The organism is Leeuwenhoekiella sp. NPDC079379 (assembly GCF_044542075.1).
Lineage (GTDB): Bacteria > Bacteroidota > Bacteroidia > Flavobacteriales > Flavobacteriaceae > Leeuwenhoekiella.
Window position 1 is genome coordinate 174,646 of record NZ_JBITTU010000006.1, and the last position, 16,508, is coordinate 191,153.

Annotated in this window: 14 protein-coding genes; 5 read left to right on the top strand and 9 right to left on the bottom strand. The window is 34.6% G+C overall.

Annotated features, from left to right (window positions below; all coding sequences use genetic code 11):
• Nucleotides 1-45: 45 nt before the first annotated feature.
• The 3 genes from ACIGAM_RS12600 to ACIGAM_RS12610 all read right to left on the bottom strand — a co-directional run bounded on the left by ACIGAM_RS12600 (nucleotide 46) and on the right by ACIGAM_RS12610 (nucleotide 3,726).
• The gene (locus ACIGAM_RS12600) at nucleotides 46-1,005 is read right to left on the bottom strand and encodes an ion channel (RefSeq protein ID WP_396511796.1); all 960 of its coding nucleotides are present in this window, start codon (nucleotides 1,003-1,005) and stop codon (nucleotides 46-48) included.
• A gap of 148 nt (nucleotides 1,006-1,153) precedes the next feature.
• Nucleotides 1,154-3,295, bottom strand: a complete 2,142-nt coding sequence (locus tag ACIGAM_RS12605) for a cation:proton antiporter (protein WP_396511797.1) — start codon at nucleotides 3,293-3,295, stop codon at nucleotides 1,154-1,156.
• A 293-nt stretch (nucleotides 3,296-3,588) separates the two neighbouring features.
• Nucleotides 3,589-3,726 carry a hypothetical protein gene (locus ACIGAM_RS12610; RefSeq protein WP_164916301.1) on the bottom strand — a complete coding sequence of 46 codons (138 nt, stop codon included), beginning with the start codon at nucleotides 3,724-3,726 and terminating at the stop codon, nucleotides 3,589-3,591.
• 188 nt (nucleotides 3,727-3,914) lie between these two features.
• On the opposite strand from ACIGAM_RS12610, the gene ACIGAM_RS12615 reads away from it, so the two are divergent.
• The 3 genes from ACIGAM_RS12615 (at nucleotide 3,915) to ACIGAM_RS12625 (ending at nucleotide 8,606) form a co-directional block, all read left to right on the top strand.
• Nucleotides 3,915-4,862 carry an aldo/keto reductase gene (locus tag ACIGAM_RS12615; RefSeq protein ID WP_396511798.1) on the top strand — a complete coding sequence of 316 codons (948 nt, stop codon included), beginning with the start codon at nucleotides 3,915-3,917 and terminating at the stop codon, nucleotides 4,860-4,862.
• Nucleotides 4,863-4,885: 23 nt separating this feature from the next.
• Nucleotides 4,886-5,884: an MBL fold metallo-hydrolase gene (locus ACIGAM_RS12620; RefSeq protein ID WP_396511799.1), complete on the top strand. Its 999-nt coding sequence runs from the start codon at nucleotides 4,886-4,888 to the stop codon at nucleotides 5,882-5,884.
• 262 nt (nucleotides 5,885-6,146) lie between these two features.
• Nucleotides 6,147-8,606 (top strand): zinc-dependent metalloprotease, encoded by a 2,460-nt coding sequence (locus ACIGAM_RS12625; protein ID WP_396511800.1) that lies wholly within the window; start codon nucleotides 6,147-6,149, stop codon nucleotides 8,604-8,606.
• A gap of 143 nt (nucleotides 8,607-8,749) precedes the next feature.
• Here ACIGAM_RS12625 and ACIGAM_RS12630 read toward each other — a convergent pair whose 3' ends face one another.
• The 3 genes from ACIGAM_RS12630 to ACIGAM_RS12640 form a co-directional block, all read right to left on the bottom strand.
• A complete protein-coding gene (locus tag ACIGAM_RS12630) occupies nucleotides 8,750-9,898 on the bottom strand; it encodes a permease (RefSeq protein WP_396511801.1) in 1,149 nt (382 codons plus the stop codon).
• Nucleotide 9,899: 1 nt separating this feature from the next.
• Nucleotides 9,900-11,090, bottom strand: a complete 1,191-nt coding sequence (locus ACIGAM_RS12635; RefSeq protein WP_396511802.1) for a pyridoxal phosphate-dependent aminotransferase — start codon at nucleotides 11,088-11,090, stop codon at nucleotides 9,900-9,902.
• Nucleotides 11,091-11,355: 265 nt separating this feature from the next.
• The gene (locus ACIGAM_RS12640) at nucleotides 11,356-11,826 is read right to left on the bottom strand and encodes a PA2169 family four-helix-bundle protein (protein WP_396511803.1); all 471 of its coding nucleotides are present in this window, start codon (nucleotides 11,824-11,826) and stop codon (nucleotides 11,356-11,358) included.
• 489 nt (nucleotides 11,827-12,315) lie between these two features.
• On the opposite strand from ACIGAM_RS12640, the gene ACIGAM_RS12645 reads away from it, so the two are divergent.
• On the top strand, nucleotides 12,316-12,777 hold the full coding sequence (locus ACIGAM_RS12645; protein WP_396511804.1) for a DUF6428 family protein: 462 nt from the start codon (nucleotides 12,316-12,318) through the stop codon (nucleotides 12,775-12,777).
• Between the two features lie 226 nt (nucleotides 12,778-13,003).
• Nucleotides 13,004-14,272 (top strand): MFS transporter, encoded by a 1,269-nt coding sequence (locus ACIGAM_RS12650; protein WP_396511805.1) that lies wholly within the window; start codon nucleotides 13,004-13,006, stop codon nucleotides 14,270-14,272.
• Nucleotides 14,273-14,274: 2 nt separating this feature from the next.
• Here the strand turns inward: ACIGAM_RS12650 and ACIGAM_RS12655 are convergent, their stop codons facing one another.
• Genes ACIGAM_RS12655 through ACIGAM_RS12665 form a run of 3 tightly spaced genes read right to left on the bottom strand, consistent with a single transcriptional unit; the run spans nucleotide 14,275 to nucleotide 16,191 of the window.
• Nucleotides 14,275-14,931: a hypothetical protein gene (locus tag ACIGAM_RS12655; protein ID WP_396511806.1), complete on the bottom strand. Its 657-nt coding sequence runs from the start codon at nucleotides 14,929-14,931 to the stop codon at nucleotides 14,275-14,277.
• Nucleotides 14,932-15,567 carry a hypothetical protein gene (locus tag ACIGAM_RS12660; protein ID WP_396511807.1) on the bottom strand — a complete coding sequence of 212 codons (636 nt, stop codon included), beginning with the start codon at nucleotides 15,565-15,567 and terminating at the stop codon, nucleotides 14,932-14,934.
• Nucleotides 15,568-15,573: 6 nt separating this feature from the next.
• Nucleotides 15,574-16,191, bottom strand: a complete 618-nt coding sequence (locus ACIGAM_RS12665; protein ID WP_396511808.1) for a hypothetical protein — start codon at nucleotides 16,189-16,191, stop codon at nucleotides 15,574-15,576.
• Between the last annotated feature and the right edge of the window lie 317 nt (nucleotides 16,192-16,508).

Genomic DNA, 16,508 nt, shown 5'->3' on the forward strand with positions numbered 1-16,508 from the left:
AAAATGTATAATTCCGTAGCACTTAGCTTCAATACTTGTAGAATATTAAATATTTCCGTTTAATTGGGCAGGTTCAGTATTATCAATACCACTAACGTCTACAGATACTTTTCCATCTTTTTGAGAAATGAGATAGGTAAATTTTTCACCCCATTTAATTTCGTTGAATTTATAGGAAGAGCGGGAATAAACAGATTGTGAGAAGCTTTCATCAAATGCTTTGATGACAATTATAATTTCAGCATCTCTTTTAAAAAGAGCTTCGGGTTTTATCTGGTGAAACGGACTCTCACTGGTTATAGGATGAACCAGCGTCCAGGTGGCAGGTAAAAAAGCAACTTTGGCACGTTCTAAATCTAGTGGAAAAAAACTGCGCAGTTCAGAATTTTCACGAAGTATAGAGAGTGAGACTGAAGCTTCTAACTCAAGAAGTTGGTTTCCATGAGGATTAACCACTCTAAACATAAAGCCATTTATATCCTGATAGGGAGCAATGACTGCAAATTTGCTGTATTTTAATTTTGCGGCAGGTTTTGAAAATCTTCCATAAACCATACCGGTTGCCAGAGCAAATCCTAGTAAGCCCATCATAGACTCAGTTGCAGCGAGAATATTTGTTAAAATTCCTATAGGTGCGACCTGCCCGTAACCTAGCGTGGTAATGGTTTGAGCGCTGAAGAAAAAAGCTTCCGTAAATTGTTCCAAAAAGGTGGAGCCATAAATTCCTGTAAGGTACTCAATACCTACCAGCATATACAACGAAGCAAATAGCAGATTTATACAAAAATAAGTACCTAGAATTATTAGTATAAACTGCAGCCAGGACATAGAAACCAGAACATGAAAGAAATTTATGCGTTCTAACACCCCTACGTTATCTTTCTTGATATTAAAAGAGCCATTTTTATTTAAAACCCGGTAATTGCCAGCAGTGGCTTTTTCTCCCAGACCAAAATCATTAAAGTTTTTCTGACTGTATTTTGAGGAAGATTCTTTGAGATTCATTTTAGACTATGCTACTTGTAAATGCTTGAAAATATAACAAATTACTCTATTAGTCGTGCAGACACTATATATATGACATTTTGTATCTGCCTGGATCTTAAACTTGTTTACAATTGATAATTAAATTTGTAATCAATATAAGCTGCGCTTATTTTGTTTTCTTCCTAAAAAGTCTACCTATGATTTTACCTAGCTGATCTAGTCTTTCTAACGGTGCATTTACTGTTGGGTTTTTAAAGTCTATTTTAGAACTGATAAGCGCACCTGCTTGCATAGGATAAATAAGCATATAGCTTGTTTCTTTAAAGTATTTATTGAGGTAAAATGGTATTTTAGACATAGTCTTATTATAGGACGGTCTATCAATTCGGCTTAAAATAAGTATTAGATTATCATCTTTACGAAAGTTTTTTGCGAGAATTAATAGGTCTTCCCAATCGCTAAATTCTTCAGATGTACAAGAAAGTGATTGCTTAGATTGTAGTTGTTCTATGAAGTGAAGCGTCTCATTATTTGCGTAAAAGACCAGCTGAGCTCCTGTGTTTCTAGCAATATTCCAGACTTTATTAATCCAGGAGGGGAATCCTAAATCTTTTTCTGAATTTTCTGGTACTATAATCAGATGTCTTTTAATAGTATTTAGCGGCTGAGCTGGTTTATATATAAGCGTAGTAATATTACACCTGGTAAGAATACCTTCAGTTAAGTTGCCTAAAAAAGAATCAGAAATACCTTTGCTAATATGAAGTCCTAAAATTAAATCGGTTATTTTTTGTTCCTTAACGACACTGTTAATTCCATTAACAATACTGGAGTCATAGCGTAAGATTTCTTGAATTTTGTTATCTGTCGCAGAGGCAGTAATAGTTGCTTTATTTAAAATTTTTTGAGCCTGCTTGTCGCCTATATTATCTATAGTGCTGTTATCAACAATGCTTAAGGCGTATAAATTGTCTTTATTGGTTTTCGATTTGACGGTAATTCCTAAATTAATGAGTTCGTCTATAGTGTCAATATTACTAATAGGTATTAAAACTCTTTCACTATTTTCAAGAATATCAGATTCCGCATTTAAACTTTCAGAAAGGGCGATATTCTTAGCACCTCGCTGCGCTATAAATGAAGCGATAGTACAGGTAAATAAAATCATTAAAATGGTCCCGTTTAAAATGTTTTCATTTAGTAAGCGTATGGGGTCTCCAGCAGGCGTTTCACCGGTAATGATATTATAACCTACTAATACTGCAGCAAGTGTAGCGGCAGCCTGAGCATTACTTAAACCAAAGATTAAACGGCGTTGATCTGCAGAAAATTGAAATGTTTTTTGAGTAAACCAGGCAGCCAGAAATTTAGCTGAAGTCGCAACAATAATCATGACTAATGCCACTTTAATAGTTTCTAAATCATTAAAGAATACGCGGTAATCTATTAGCATTCCTACACCTATAAGAAAGAAAGGAATAAATATAGCATTACCCACAAATTCTATACGATTCATCAAAGGGGAGGTGTGCGGTATTAAGCGGTTGAGTGCTAAACCCGATAAGAATGCCCCTATAATAGCTTCAACACCCGCTAGCTCTGCTAACACAGCTCCCAGAAATACCATAACTAAAACAAAAATATATTGAGAAACGCTATCATCAAATCGTTTAAAAAACCAGCGGCCTATAATAGGAAATAATAACATTACAGTTAAACCGAATAGGGTGATATATAAAAAAAGTCTAATCCAGAATTCAGTTGTTACTTCACCTGTGGTCATACCTACAATAACAGCTAAGACGAGTAAAGCCAAAGTATCTGTAATTAAAGTACCACCTACTGTAATATTTACCGCAATGTTCTTAGCAATCCCCATTTTACTTACTAACGGGTAAGCGATTAAGGTATGAGAAGCAAACATACTAGCCAGTAAAACAGATGTTGGCATTGAGAGCTTTAAAATATAAAGACCGGCAAGTGTTCCTAAGAGCATAGGAATACAAAAGGTGTAAACGCCAAATACAATACTTTTTTTACTGTTTTTTTTAAAATCTACCAGGTCTATTTCTAATCCTGCTAAAAACATAATATATAAAAGCCCGGCGGTGCCCGAAAGTATAATACCACTATCACGCTCTATAAGGTTAATTCCTTTAGGACCAACAATGGCTCCGGCAATAATTAATCCTAATAAATGTGGGATTTTAATCTTATTGAGAATTATAGGAGCAAATAGAATGATTACCAATATTAAAAGGAATTTTAACACAGGATTGGTAAGCGGTAAAGCTATTTCAAGAAGCATCAAAATAAGAAAATGTTAGTTTTTAATACCTATTTATCGAGCCGGCAGCTCAATAGTTTTAGGAGGTAAATCTAATCTTATAATTGATTCAGAATTCTTAAAAATTAGATAACAGGAAATAATTCTTTGATGAACTTTTAGTGTATTAAATTCTTCGCAATCAGTCTGTAAAAGATCAAGTAATAGGTGCTAAATGCAAAAGGGCTTTATCTAAATATAGATAAAGCCCTCAATTTTTTAAGTTATTTTAGAGATAACCCTAATTAGTAGTTTCTATTTTCTAAGTGTAACCATTAGATTACATTAAAAACAAAACCTAGTAACCAGTATAAGATTGCAAAGACAACAATTGTACCTATACATCCACAACGGCCACCACCTATTTTTTTAGCGCCATATCCGGCAATTAATGCTCTTAATAAATTTTTCATTGTATTGCTTAGTTTGTTCTGTTGCTAAATTAGTTTTTTCTTTTTAGTCAACGCTTAATTGCTTCAGATTAACAATACTTTAAACCTCTGTTATAGTATTCTAAATAGTTGCCTTTGTAATTTTAATCTCGATAAGAAGGTCTTAAACAAAGCCTTTAATGATTAATTAAAATATTAAAATATTAAAGATGGAATATATACAATTAGGAAAAACAGATATAAAAATTCCACCTATCACTTTTGGTGGTAACGTTTTTGGGTGGACGGCAGATAAAAAAACTTCATTCTACTTATTAGATGCACTATTAGACAAAGGGTTCAACTTTATAGACTCTGCTAATGTTTACTCGTATTGGGCAGAAGGGAATTCTGGAGGTGAGAGTGAAACTATAATAGGAGAGTGGATGCAAGCACTTAAAAATCGCGATAAAATAATTCTTGCAACTAAAGTGGGTAGCCCTATGGGCTCTGGTGCACCAGATCTTTCTGCTTCTTATATAAATGAGCAAATTGAATTGAGTTTAAAGCGTTTACAAACCGAATATGTAGATGTTTATTTTAGTCATAAATATGATGACAGTACGCCACAACGGGAGACCTTATCTGTATATAAGAATTTAATTAACGCAGGTAAAGTGCGTCAAATAGGAGCTTCTAATTTTCCGTTAGCAATTTTAAGGGAGGCTATAGAGCTATCTAAAGAAGATAGTTTACCGAGATATGAAGTAATTCAGCCCGAATATAATCTTATGGAACGCGCGGGTTTTGAGGGGGAATATCAACGTTTTTGTATTGAAAATAATCTGAGTGTTACTAGTTATTTTACACTGGCAAGCGGTTTTCTTACCGGTAAATATGATTCTAAAGGTGCCGCTACCGGAAAAGACCGCGAACCTTTTTTAAAAAAATATTTTAATGACAAAGGAGAGGCGGTTTTAAATGCATTAAAGGTAACTGCTCAAAAACACAAAGTATCTGAAGCTGCAATAACGCTTGCCTGGACAATGGCACAACCTGGGATTACTTCGCCTATAGCTAGCGCAACAAAAAAAGAACATTTGCAGGCTTTTGATGAAGCATTACATTTGAATCTAGATCAAGAAGATTATGAACGTTTAAATTCAGCTAGTGAATAATATATAACCCTAACCTACAACCAATGAAATCTACATTTTTAAAATCTACAGCAATCCTGCTAATAATCACTTTTAGTAGTTGCCAGAATAGCACAAAAAATAAGGAAAACACGGAAAATTCAAACCTTGAACAAAGTGCCTCAGACACACGTACTGAAAAAGCTCAGGAGCGACTAGAGAAAGTTCCGAAGGAAATGCGAAATAGCGATCTTTTTAGTACAGAGATTATTAAGCCAACACAACTTTTTGATAATGTTTATTATATAGGTTATGTGGGTGTAGGTGTGTTTTTAATAAATACAGCAGATGGCCTTATTTTAATAGACAGCATGTGGAATCAAAATGATGCAGAAACTGTGATTGTTCCGGGTATTAAGGAGTTGGGTTTTGATCCTGCACAGGTGAAAAAGATTCTAATAACCCATGAGCATTCAGACCATTATGGAGGAGCACGCTTCTTTGAAAAAAACTACGGTTCTGAAGTCCTAATGAGCAAAACAGCCTGGGAAGGTTTGCATAGTAACGATGCTGAAGTATTAACTGATCCTTTTGGAAATTTATCTAGTGAACTTGAAGTTCCTAAAAAATATACTGAAGTTAAAAATGGTGAGAACATTAGTTTAGGTGATAAATCGATAACCGTTTATCTTACTCCAGGTCATGCACCCGGCGGACTGTCGTTACTATTTCCGGTAGAAGAGCAGGGAGAGAAGTATACAGTTGCATTATGGGGAGGCACAGGTTTACCTAAAACCTTAGCGGCTAATGAGAATTACCTGAGTTCTCTTAAAATGTTTCAGGATGCAGCCAATAATGCTGAAGCAGATGTAAACTTATCAAATCACCCATTTACCATAGGACTTGTAAAAGACATGGAAACTTTGAGATCAAATGCTCCTGGTGATAAAAATCCGCTTATTAAGGGTAATAAAAATTTCAACGAATATATAGATGCTAAATTAAAACCCAAAGTCCTTGAAAAAATACAAGAATTAAAATCAGAAAAAGAAAAAAATAATTAAGGTAAAATAACATACCAACAGTTTTGTTTTACCAAAGTATGCATTTTATAGCCTTGATTTTAATGTAAACTGATACTATTTCTTTATAAAATCTATAAAGAATATAAAAAAAGTTAGAGAATTAGATAATTAATTGGTCGGCTAACTACTTGCAGTTACTATATTTTTGATATTTTATTAAAATTTAACAAACGCTGTTAAGAAGTTCTTAACAGCGTTTTTATTTGAGTAGTATTAAATTGTCGCAACTAAAAATTTAACTATGAAGATAAAACTTTACCCAATTGCGGCATTTACGTTTGCAATGATGACGGTAGTTTCGTGCGCAAGTACCAAACAGACAAAAAAGGGAGCTGCGGCCGCAGCTTCAGAAAAGTCTGAGAAACCAAAGGGAGGCCTCAAACCATATGACAAAGTCATTACAAAAGATGCTATTTCAGATGCAGGTCTGTTTACAGTTCATAAAGTAGACGACGATTACTTCTACGAGATTGCAGACAGTCTCTTTAACCGCGAGATGCTTATGGTTAGCCGTATCGCTAAAACCGCTTCAGGTATAGGTTTTGGTGGGGGTAAGGCAAATACTGAAGTTTTACGTTGGGAGAAAAAAGATAAGAAAGTACTGGTGCGTGTAGTTTCTCATCAGATTTTTGCTGCAGATTCATTACCAATTCATGAAGCTGTAACTAACTCAAATTTTGAACCGGTTCTTTTTTCTTTTGATATTAAAGCCGTAAGTAAAGATTCAACTAAAACAGTAATACAGGTAAATGATCTGTATAATACAGATGTACAGGCATTAGGGATGCCGGGTTATTACAGAGAAGAGTACAAAGTTTCTAATGTAGATAAAGACCGAAGTTATATCGAAAGTCTTAAAAGTTATCCACTTAATATTGAAGCAAGACACGTAAAGACCTACAATGCAAAAAATGCTCCTAGTAATGGTAGCTTAGGTTCTATTACCGTTGAGATGAATAACAGTATGGTTCTTTTACCTAAAGTACCTATGGAAAGACGTTATTTTGATGAGCGCGTAGGCTGGTTTGCCAGAGGCCAGGTAGATTATGGCCTTGATGCACAAGAGAGCAAAACTGTACGTTATTTAGATCGTTGGAGATTAGAAGTAAAGCCAGAAGATGTTGCCAAGTTTAATGCTGGAGAACTGGTAGAACCAAAAAAACAAATTGTTTATTATGTAGACCGTGCAACTCCAAAACAATGGGTTCCTTATATAAAACAAGGTATAGAAGACTGGCAAGTAGCTTTTGAAGCTGCAGGTTTCAAAAATGCTATAATCGCTAAAGAGGCACCTAGTGTAGAAGAAGATCCAGAATGGTCTCCAGAAGATATTCGATTTTCTGTAGTACGCTATTTAGCTTCTCCAATTCCTAATGCGAACGGTCCTCACGTTAGTGACCCGCGTAGTGGTGAGATTTTAGAATCAGATATTAACTGGTATCATAACGTAATGACTTTATTGCGTAACTGGTATTTTGTACAAACAGCAGCAATTAATCCTGATGCACGTGGCGTAGCATTCAAAGATGAGATAATGGGACGTTTAATACGTTTTGTATCTTCTCACGAAGTAGGACATACCTTAGGTTTACCTCATAATATGGGAAGCAGTGTAGCATATCCTGTAGACTCATTAAGGTTTAAAAGTTTTACTGAAAAATATAGTACTGCACCTTCTATTATGGATTATGCACGATTTAATTATATAGCACAACCGGGTGATGAGGGTGTTTCTATGATGCCTAATATAGGTATTTATGACAAGTATGCAATTAACTGGGGTTACAGACCTATTTTAGACAAAAAGGAAAAAGCAGAAAAGCCAATTCTTGATCAGTGGATTTTAGAGCACGCGGGTGATCCTATGTACCGCTTTGGTTCACAACAACGTGAAGTAGTTGATCCTAGTTCACAAACTGAAGATCTAGGTGATGATGCAGTAAAAGCAAGTAATTATGGTATTGCAAACCTTAAACGGATCATTCCTAACCTTATTGAATGGACAGCTGAAGATGGTAAAACCTATGAAGATCTAGGCACATTATACGGGCAGGTTTTAGCACAATACAATCGTTATATGGGTCACGTTTCTAATAACATAGGTGGCGTTTATGAGTATTACAAAACCTATGATCAAGATGGTGTAGTATATATGCCTGTACCTAAAGAGCGTCAAAAAGAAAGTGTACAGTTTTTACAAGATCAATTATTTACTACTCCAGAGTGGATGATAGATGCTGAAATTCTAAATCGTATCGAACACGACGGAAACATTGAGCGTATACGAGCTACTCAGGTACGTACATTAGATAATGTACTTGATTTTGGTCGTATGGGACGTATGATTGAAAATGAAGCGCTTAATGGTAAAGATGCATATATGCTAACGCAATTGATGACAGACTTACGTACTGGCATCTTTAGTGAACTTACTAACGGTAAGAAAATAGATACATATCGTCGTAACTTACAGCGTGCTTATGTAGAGCGTTTAGAATATTTATTAACTAAAGATCAAACCGGCCGAAATGCCACGGATGTAAAAGTTAGTCAATCAGATATAAGAGCTGTTTCACGTGCAGAATTAAATACATTAAAACGTCTTGTTAGTACTGCAGCAACACGTTCTGGAGATACGTTAAGTCGTTATCACTTACAAGATTTAAAAGAGCGTATCGATTTAATTTTAGATCCTCGATAAAATTATTCTAGTGTTATTAATAGAAAAGACCGGCCTATTAGCCGGTCTTTTTTTTTATATAAATAACTTCCTAAGCTAAAAGTCAACGATCACTTAAGGTTGTAGTAATTAAATTTTTATATTATACTTTAATAAGAACGTTATTAATTTTCTGAGACTTGTCGTAGTGTGTACGTGCCTTCTAATTCTTGTCGTAGTTCTTCTTTCTGATTACGATTTACCTTTGAAAATTTTAGAAATACAGGATAAATAAACCCTAGAAGCACAAGTAAAGATCCTAGAATAACTAGTGTTGTTATATCTGCAAAATGATTTCCAGCAGATAAAATTCCTAAGATAAGTACTACAGAAAGTGGAAACGAAATGGCTAGTATCGTAATTGCATAATTTTGATTGAATGTTTTGCTGCCCTCAGCAACTTTCTTCTCATATTTATCAACAGCTGCAATATGTGCAAACGGCCAAAAACTACAGGCACTTAATCCAAATGCAAGTAACAATAAGCGATCCTGAGATAATTTTATCCCAGAAATTAATATTAAACCTATACTTAGAAAGACCACGATGCCGGCTCTTACTAAAAGTAATGAGGTAATCTCAAAAAACTGTTTTCGTTTTACATTTACAGAAAGTCCTATAAATAGTAAAATTAAGGGTGTCATTAAGATACTCAATCTATTAAAAGTTTCGCTAGCCAAGTAGGGGAGACTACTAAGATTAAATCCTGCAACAAGTAAAATAAGAGCTGCTAAAATTAAAAAATTTACAGGCTCTGAAATCATTGCAATGCATAAATTTTTAAATTTTGAAACCTGCGATTTACCGGTAATCTTCTGTGTTTTGTAATGCCAGCGCATTGCTACTAAATATAAAATAAGAAGAACAAAGAGTTTGTTTCCTAAATCTGCCATTGCAGCTTTTGCTAAATATTCTTCACCCAGATACTCTAATATAAATGGAAAGCAACTTAAACCAGGCGCTAATGAAGGTAGTAAAAGATGAGCACTGCGATAGTTAGGAGAATTTTTTCTAATTCCTAAAACTGGTAAAATAAGCGGTGTAATAAAAAGCAAAACACTATTTATAAGTAAAGCAATAAAGGGCAATACAAGCAAAGAAGATTCAACCTGTATGCTTAGAAGGGCAATAAATATAGTTGCCGGTAATGCAAGATTTAAAATTATCATCTTGATACCGGCTAATTCTTGCTTTCCTTTAACCTTAAGTTTTAGTAGTAAACCTAAGGCAATAAAGACCAGAAATAAAAATGTTTTCTGAAGGTTAACATCCATCTTAAACTAATATTTCATCTATAGCATTTGTGAAGTACTGCATTTCTTCCATAGTGCCCATACTTACACGACACCAGTTTTGATTCCAAAATTTAAAAGCTCTAACAACAACTTTGCGTTCATAGATTTGCTCTAAAAACGTATCTCCATCCATATCTATAGGAAAAATTATAAAGTTTGTTGATGAAGGCATGTACTCAAAACCACGCTTTTCAAGATAGGCAGTTGTATAATCGCGTGCTTCTTTAATTTTAGTTTTACACATATTCAAATATTCGGTATCATCCATACTTGCAGAGGCAGCAGCGACAGTAGGACCGGCGATGCCCATGCCACCACGTGTGATCTCGTTTATAGCAGAAAGAGATTCTTTTTTTCCTAGCATATACCCCATACGTAAACCCGCCATACCGTGAATTTTAGAAAAAGTACGGGTTACAAATACATTTTTACCTGCTGCAACAAGCGATGAAATACTCGCATCTAAACCTTCTGGCGCCAGTTCTAAATAAGCTTCATCTACAAAGACAGGTACCTGCTCAGAAACTCTACTGCAAAAATCTTTAAGTTTTGCGGTATCTGTTAAGGTAGCGGTAGGATTGTTTGGGTTTGTAATGTAAACGAGTTTTGTATCCTTATCAATAGCGGCTTCCATAGCCTCAAGATCGTGTTGATAATCTGCTGTAAGTTTAATGGGTTTCCAAGAACCACCGGCAGCTTTTGCTACGCTTACTAATGACATATAGCTAGGATCTGCACTCACTACATTACCACCATTTTGAAACAAGACTAATGCAGTTTTCTCTAATAAATCTGAAGAGCCAGGACCCATCATAATTTGATCTGTACTTACGCCCTCGTAAGCGGCAATTTTGTCTACAAGATTACTTAATGAGGACCACGAGTAATGATTGCCATCCCAAACAGCATCCTGAAATGCTTTTGCAGCTAATTTTGAAGGTCCGTATGGATTTTCATTCCATACCAGACGCGCATTTACGGTGCTGAGGTCAGGAAACCTTGGAGGGGTAAATTCATCAAAAACCGGATTTTGATAAATGAATTTTTGATTTTTAGCTCGTGCACTTTCTACTGAATTTGCCCATAATGCTGTAGGAGCAAGAGCTAGCGCTCCCATAGATAATGTTATTTTTTTTAGCCAATCGCGTCTTGGAAGTTCTGAAGAATTCATATAAATCTTTATTTATAAGTAATTCTTTAAAATTAAAATAACTCCTTTGTGAAAGCTAAGCTATATTCGTAAAAATTGAATGATTTATATTTTTTTATTTATAATATTAACTTCATTATGATAATATGATAATGAAAACAACTCTTCACGAACATTTTTATGCTAATACTGCAACGTCGATTTAGTTGTGATACAGTTTCAGCAAGACAAAAAATAAGTGCCTTTAAAATAAATTTAAAGGCACTTATTTAAATAGATCTTTATGCTACTGTAGTTTTGTTATGTCATCTAGCTGCTGTAAATCATCAATTGTTCGGTAAATTTTTGAAAGCTGATTGTTAATTACCGTACGTAAATGCTGAGGAAATTCGTGCGATTGTAAAACAGTCTCATACTCGTGTGCGCTATTTTTCTCACCTCTTAAGCATTCTTCAAGCACAGTTGATACGTCTGCACTTAGTATAGTATTCTTTAATTCAATCCATGTTCGGTGCAAATCAGCGGCTAGTGTTCCGCTAGATTTAGGAGTTTCATTTAGAGCGTGTAATTCACGATCTAATTCTGTTGCAAAATTACTACGTTTTGCCGCCTGACGTTGCATAAACCCTCTCAAATCAGGATGTTCTAAATGCTGCATAGCTTTTATAAATCCCTTTTCGGCATCATAGTTTTTAACTAGTAAACCTTGTAAACTTTCGGTTAATTTGTTGTGTGTTTTTTGCTTATCAGATTCCATAGATATACGTATTAATGCAGACTGTTTTTGAAATCTGGCATCATGTTAATTTTGTACTTGACAAAGTTACCCTTAACAACTTTATTTTTTATAGATTTTGCAATAGGTTAACAAAGAAATAAAATCAAAATACCTGCAACAACACTTAATTATCGTAATATTACGATGAATTGAAGTCAATTACTTTTAAAAGATGCTTCATTGCTGAATAACAGAATGAAATGGCGCTAAACACATAAGTACGGGTCCGTTCGGCATATAGTTCTATTCTGTAAGAACTTTGTTAAATCTAAGACCTATTAAAGCAGTCTAAAATAGCTTGACAATAGAAAATGCTAAAAAATTAAATTATTTATTAGAAACAGAAGATGATGATACGTGTTTGCTACTGTATAAATCAAAACTCTTCTATGTTTTTTGAATAGCAAAAGATTTAATTTGAACATAATGAAATTAATAAGCAATCTGATTGTTGCTAAATCACAAAATATGTTATTATCCGAACTTAAAAAAAATGCTTCTAAAGCTTTAAAAATTGGTTTTGAATTACCTAACGGAAAACTAGTACCCAGTCATTTTCACGTCACCGAAGTAGGATTAAGTACTAAGCGTTTTATAGATTGTGGGGGTCAGAAGCGAACTAAAGAAACTATTGTGCTGCAACTATGGTCTGCTAATGATTATAACCATAGGTTGCACCCTGAAAAATTAGTCGAAATATTAAGTCTATCTGAACGCGAATTGCAACTACCCGACCTTGATGTCGAAATCGAGTATCAGGGAGAGACTATTAATATTTATAATTTAGGTCATAACGGGAAATATTTTACCCTAATAGCTCAACTAACAGATTGTCTGGCAAAAGATGCCTGCGGTATCGAAGACCGTCAAACAACCCCGCTAATTAAAGCTGCTTCAGACCCTTGTATTCCCGGAAACGGATGTTGCTAATAGTTAGAATAGTTCACTAATACGGCTTGATAACTCAAAGGTCTAAGACGGTACGCTACAAGAAAAAGTAAAAGCCGCAAGAATCAGACAGATATAAAACGAAATAAAATATTTTAGTCTATCCAAGTGATACAAAGTCTATTATTAAGCAAAAAGTAATTTTACGATCAGTTTTTCTAATATTCGGTAGCTACTTAAAAGTATATTTGCGCCATAAATTAGGTTTATGGCTAAGAATGATCCTTACGCAGCATTACGTTACAAAGAATTTAATATCTTTTTACTTGTGCGCTTTGCCATGGTATTTGCCTGGTCTATGCAATTTGTAGTTATTGAGTGGGAAGTGTATAGTATAACTAAAAACCCGTTATCTCTAGGTATTATTGGTTTAATGGAAGTTATACCGGCCGTTTCATTAGCATTATTTGCAGGACATATCGTAGATCAAAATGAAAAAAGAAATTTGCTTTTTAAATGTCTTTTTGGTTTTTCGGTAATTAGCATTGGTCTTTTTTTATTGACCTGGCCTCGATTTACCGCTTCGATTTCTACAAATGTTACCTTAAACTGTATCTATTTTTTGGTTTTCTTAGGCGGTGTGGTGCGTGCCTTTTTAGGACCTACGATTTTCTCCCTGTTTTCTCTGGTAGTCCCTAAAAAAGTTTATCCTAATGCGGCTACCTGGAGCAGTAGTGTCTGGCAAATGGGCGCGGTACTTGGGCCTGCTTTAGGTGGTTTTGCGATAAACTGGTTTGGAGTTCACTGGTCAATGTGTTTAATATTTGGTTTTTCCCTTTTTGCTCTTATTTGCTTGTCTCAGATTAAGCAAAAACCCATATTAAATCCTAACATTGGAGAGCCTATTTTAAAAAGCTTAAAAGAGGGAATACAATTTGTGCGCAATAGTAAAGCAGTTTTAGGTGCGTTAAGTTTAGATATGGTTGCTGTGCTTTTTGGTGGGGCAGTTGCTTTACTCCCTATATATGCGCAAGATGTATTAAAGGTGGGACCAGAAGGTTTTGGTATTTTACGAGCAGCTCCTGCAGTGGGAGCACTTATTACTATGTTTACTTCAGCGTATTTTCCATTGTATAAGAAAGCCGGATTAAAATTATTAGCAGCTATTTTTGGTTTTGGAGTTTGTATAATTGTCTTTGGTTTATCTACAACATTCTGGCTCTCTGTGGCAGCCTTATTTATGAGTGGTGTTACAGATGGTATTTCTATGATTATACGGCAGACCATTTTACAACTTAGAACTCCAGACTCGATGCGGGGAAGGGTAGCTTCCGTAAACTCTATGTTTGTGGGAAGTTCTAATGAACTGGGAGCTTTTGAAAGTGGTCTTACGGCAAAACTTATGGGAACGGTAACTGCGGTTGTCTTTGGAGGAAGTATGACTTTAATAACAGTGGTTTTTACAGGTATTATTTCACCTAAATTTAGAAAATTAGACCTACGGAAAGATCTGCAAGAACATGAGGCTCAAAACTAGATTTAAAATCCCGCTGGCTTGGGTAAAGTACCTATAGTATTCTTATTTACATTCACAGTAAAACCGGGCACTTCTTTAGCTAGCAAACCCTTTCTAAATATGATAATATTCATGTGTAAATCTATGGTAGTTACCGGGTTTGCTGATGTTCTAAAAATGCCACCGTTATTTATAAAGCATTTAATATACCATTTTCTATCTACAGGATTTTTATATGCGTAAACCTGATAACCTTCTACAATTGTGTTAACCGTTCCGCTCGCGGTGATTACGCTTGTAGAGCCGGTACCGTGTTCAACAAAGTAATATCCCTGTACCGAAAGTATATAATCATCTGTACTTATTTTTGTATTATAGTCTGTAATACCAAATCGAGAAGTGTTGCTAAAAACCAATTCAGCATAATTAATGGGACCATATTTACTTACTGAAATATCGTATTGAACAATTGAATTATCTGTTCTTTCTATAATAAGCTTGGACCCTCGTATTTGGGTTGAATTACCAGGATTTTCTAGAAAAAGCTTTTCATCTATAATTGCTGTACCGTCTACATCCAACATTGCTGTAGGGGCATCTGTATTTATTCCCACTTGTGCCTGTATACACCATGGGTTTATAAATAGAAAAAATAGGGTATATAGTAGTTTTTTAATCATTTAGTAGAGATCAGGTATTATTGCCGCTGTACCTGTGTTATTGCCATTAAGATTTGTACGTATGACCGGTAATTTGCGATAAAAAGAGGTGTCGTAAACAATTAAAGTAAATTCATAAGCGACAGCATTAGTTTCTACAACAGTGTCTAAATATCTATTTCTAATTTCTAAATGCCAGGTTCCATTACTTTCAAAAACACGCACCACAAACGCACCTATAGAATCAAGATTTGTATTTATGGGAAGTTTTATTACGGGAGCTCCTATATATCTAAAGTCTGCGATACCTACAATGTATTTATCGGTTTCAAAGCTTATATCAATATCTATTAAATTATCATAACTCAGATTTTCAAACCTGTATTTAAAAATATTCATTGGGGCAACAGTAAGTTCATCTACATTAAGGCGTGTTATTTCACCGGTTACAGGAGATGAATTTGTACGGCGTGTTAGTAGTTTAAAATTTTCATCTGTAGCAGTGACGGTAGGAAGAATATTGGTTTTAAAATTGTCTTGCACCACGACAGAACCTGCTACGTGCAAATCTGCTAGAGGCAAAGTAGTGCCAATACCAACCTGAGCAAAAGTTTTGCCTACTATAAGAAAAAGAATCAATAAGTATTTTTCTTTCATATACAATTAATTTATAAACGGGTTGACAGCGGTTTGAGTTGTTCCGCCAGCCATCGAAACATTTATTTTTCCAAACTGCTTTGATAAATCATTCGAGTAAATGAGAGTTGTAATTGTCCAGGTTCCTTTTTCTGCTGGATATCTATTGTTAGCAGCTGGGAAATCTGCTTTTATGTGCCAGGTACCATTTTGAATAAATGCAGAATAAAACGGAATTGTGGCATTTCTATTAATATCTAATTCACGATCATAGGAAGCAGAAATTGCATTTAGAACAAAATCTGTAGCATTTACCTGTGTATCAAAATCATAAACCCAATCTTCATTAGGATTAAATATCTCATAAACCTGAATATATCCCAGGGCAGCACCTGTAGGATTACTCACATCTAAAGATTTTATACGTGCGTTTCCTTCTTGAATTAAAAAGGTAGAAGTGTCTTCGTCCTGTAAATTATCAATTACACCGATTGTTACTCCAGATCGAATATTTGCGTCACCCGCAACTTCTAATTTCATTCTAGGATTCACGGTACCTATACCTACCGCTGTTTGTTGCGCAGATAAAGGGAGGAGAATAGTGGAGAATAAAATGAAGAGAATTAAAAATTTAAAAGCTCTCATTAATAGTTAGTTAGGATATCAAGTAAAACTAACAAAAATTTTAGATCTGGATATTCAAAAAAACGATTAAAAGCTTTTAAATACGTTTTTTAACATAAAAAGTCCATAAATAACTTGTAAAATATTCGATATGTAAGAAAAAACTGTATACATCAAGATTTAGATGATGCTTTTTTTAATCAAAAAATCATTTAGTTAAACTCGCAATAGAGACTTGCCAGAATTGTAAAATATGACTTTAAATTTGTATCTTTACCGAAGTTTAGATTTTTTAGCATTCCTGCTAAAGATGTTACTTGATAACGAAAGATATATTA

Bases quoted from the DNA above. Each gene is read 5' to 3' on its own strand.
- ACIGAM_RS12600 (WP_396511796.1), bottom strand. From the start codon at position 1,005: ATGAATCTCAAAGAATCTTCCTCAAAATACAGTCAGAAAAACTTTAAT.
- ACIGAM_RS12605 (WP_396511797.1), bottom strand. From the start codon at position 3,295: ATGCTTCTTGAAATAGCTTTACCGCTTACCAATCCTGTGTTAAAATTC.
- ACIGAM_RS12610 (WP_164916301.1), bottom strand. From the start codon at position 3,726: ATGAAAAATTTATTAAGAGCATTAATTGCCGGATATGGCGCTAAAAAA.
- ACIGAM_RS12615 (WP_396511798.1), top strand. From the start codon at position 3,915: ATGGAATATATACAATTAGGAAAAACAGATATAAAAATTCCACCTATC.
- ACIGAM_RS12620 (WP_396511799.1), top strand. From the start codon at position 4,886: ATGAAATCTACATTTTTAAAATCTACAGCAATCCTGCTAATAATCACT.
- ACIGAM_RS12625 (WP_396511800.1), top strand. From the start codon at position 6,147: ATGAAGATAAAACTTTACCCAATTGCGGCATTTACGTTTGCAATGATG.
- ACIGAM_RS12630 (WP_396511801.1), bottom strand. From the start codon at position 9,898: ATGGATGTTAACCTTCAGAAAACATTTTTATTTCTGGTCTTTATTGCC.
- ACIGAM_RS12635 (WP_396511802.1), bottom strand. From the start codon at position 11,090: ATGAATTCTTCAGAACTTCCAAGACGCGATTGGCTAAAAAAAATAACA.
- ACIGAM_RS12640 (WP_396511803.1), bottom strand. From the start codon at position 11,826: ATGGAATCTGATAAGCAAAAAACACACAACAAATTAACCGAAAGTTTA.
- ACIGAM_RS12645 (WP_396511804.1), top strand. From the start codon at position 12,316: ATGTTATTATCCGAACTTAAAAAAAATGCTTCTAAAGCTTTAAAAATT.
- ACIGAM_RS12650 (WP_396511805.1), top strand. From the start codon at position 13,004: ATGGCTAAGAATGATCCTTACGCAGCATTACGTTACAAAGAATTTAAT.
- ACIGAM_RS12655 (WP_396511806.1), bottom strand. From the start codon at position 14,931: ATGATTAAAAAACTACTATATACCCTATTTTTTCTATTTATAAACCCA.
- ACIGAM_RS12660 (WP_396511807.1), bottom strand. From the start codon at position 15,567: ATGAAAGAAAAATACTTATTGATTCTTTTTCTTATAGTAGGCAAAACT.
- ACIGAM_RS12665 (WP_396511808.1), bottom strand. From the start codon at position 16,191: ATGAGAGCTTTTAAATTTTTAATTCTCTTCATTTTATTCTCCACTATT.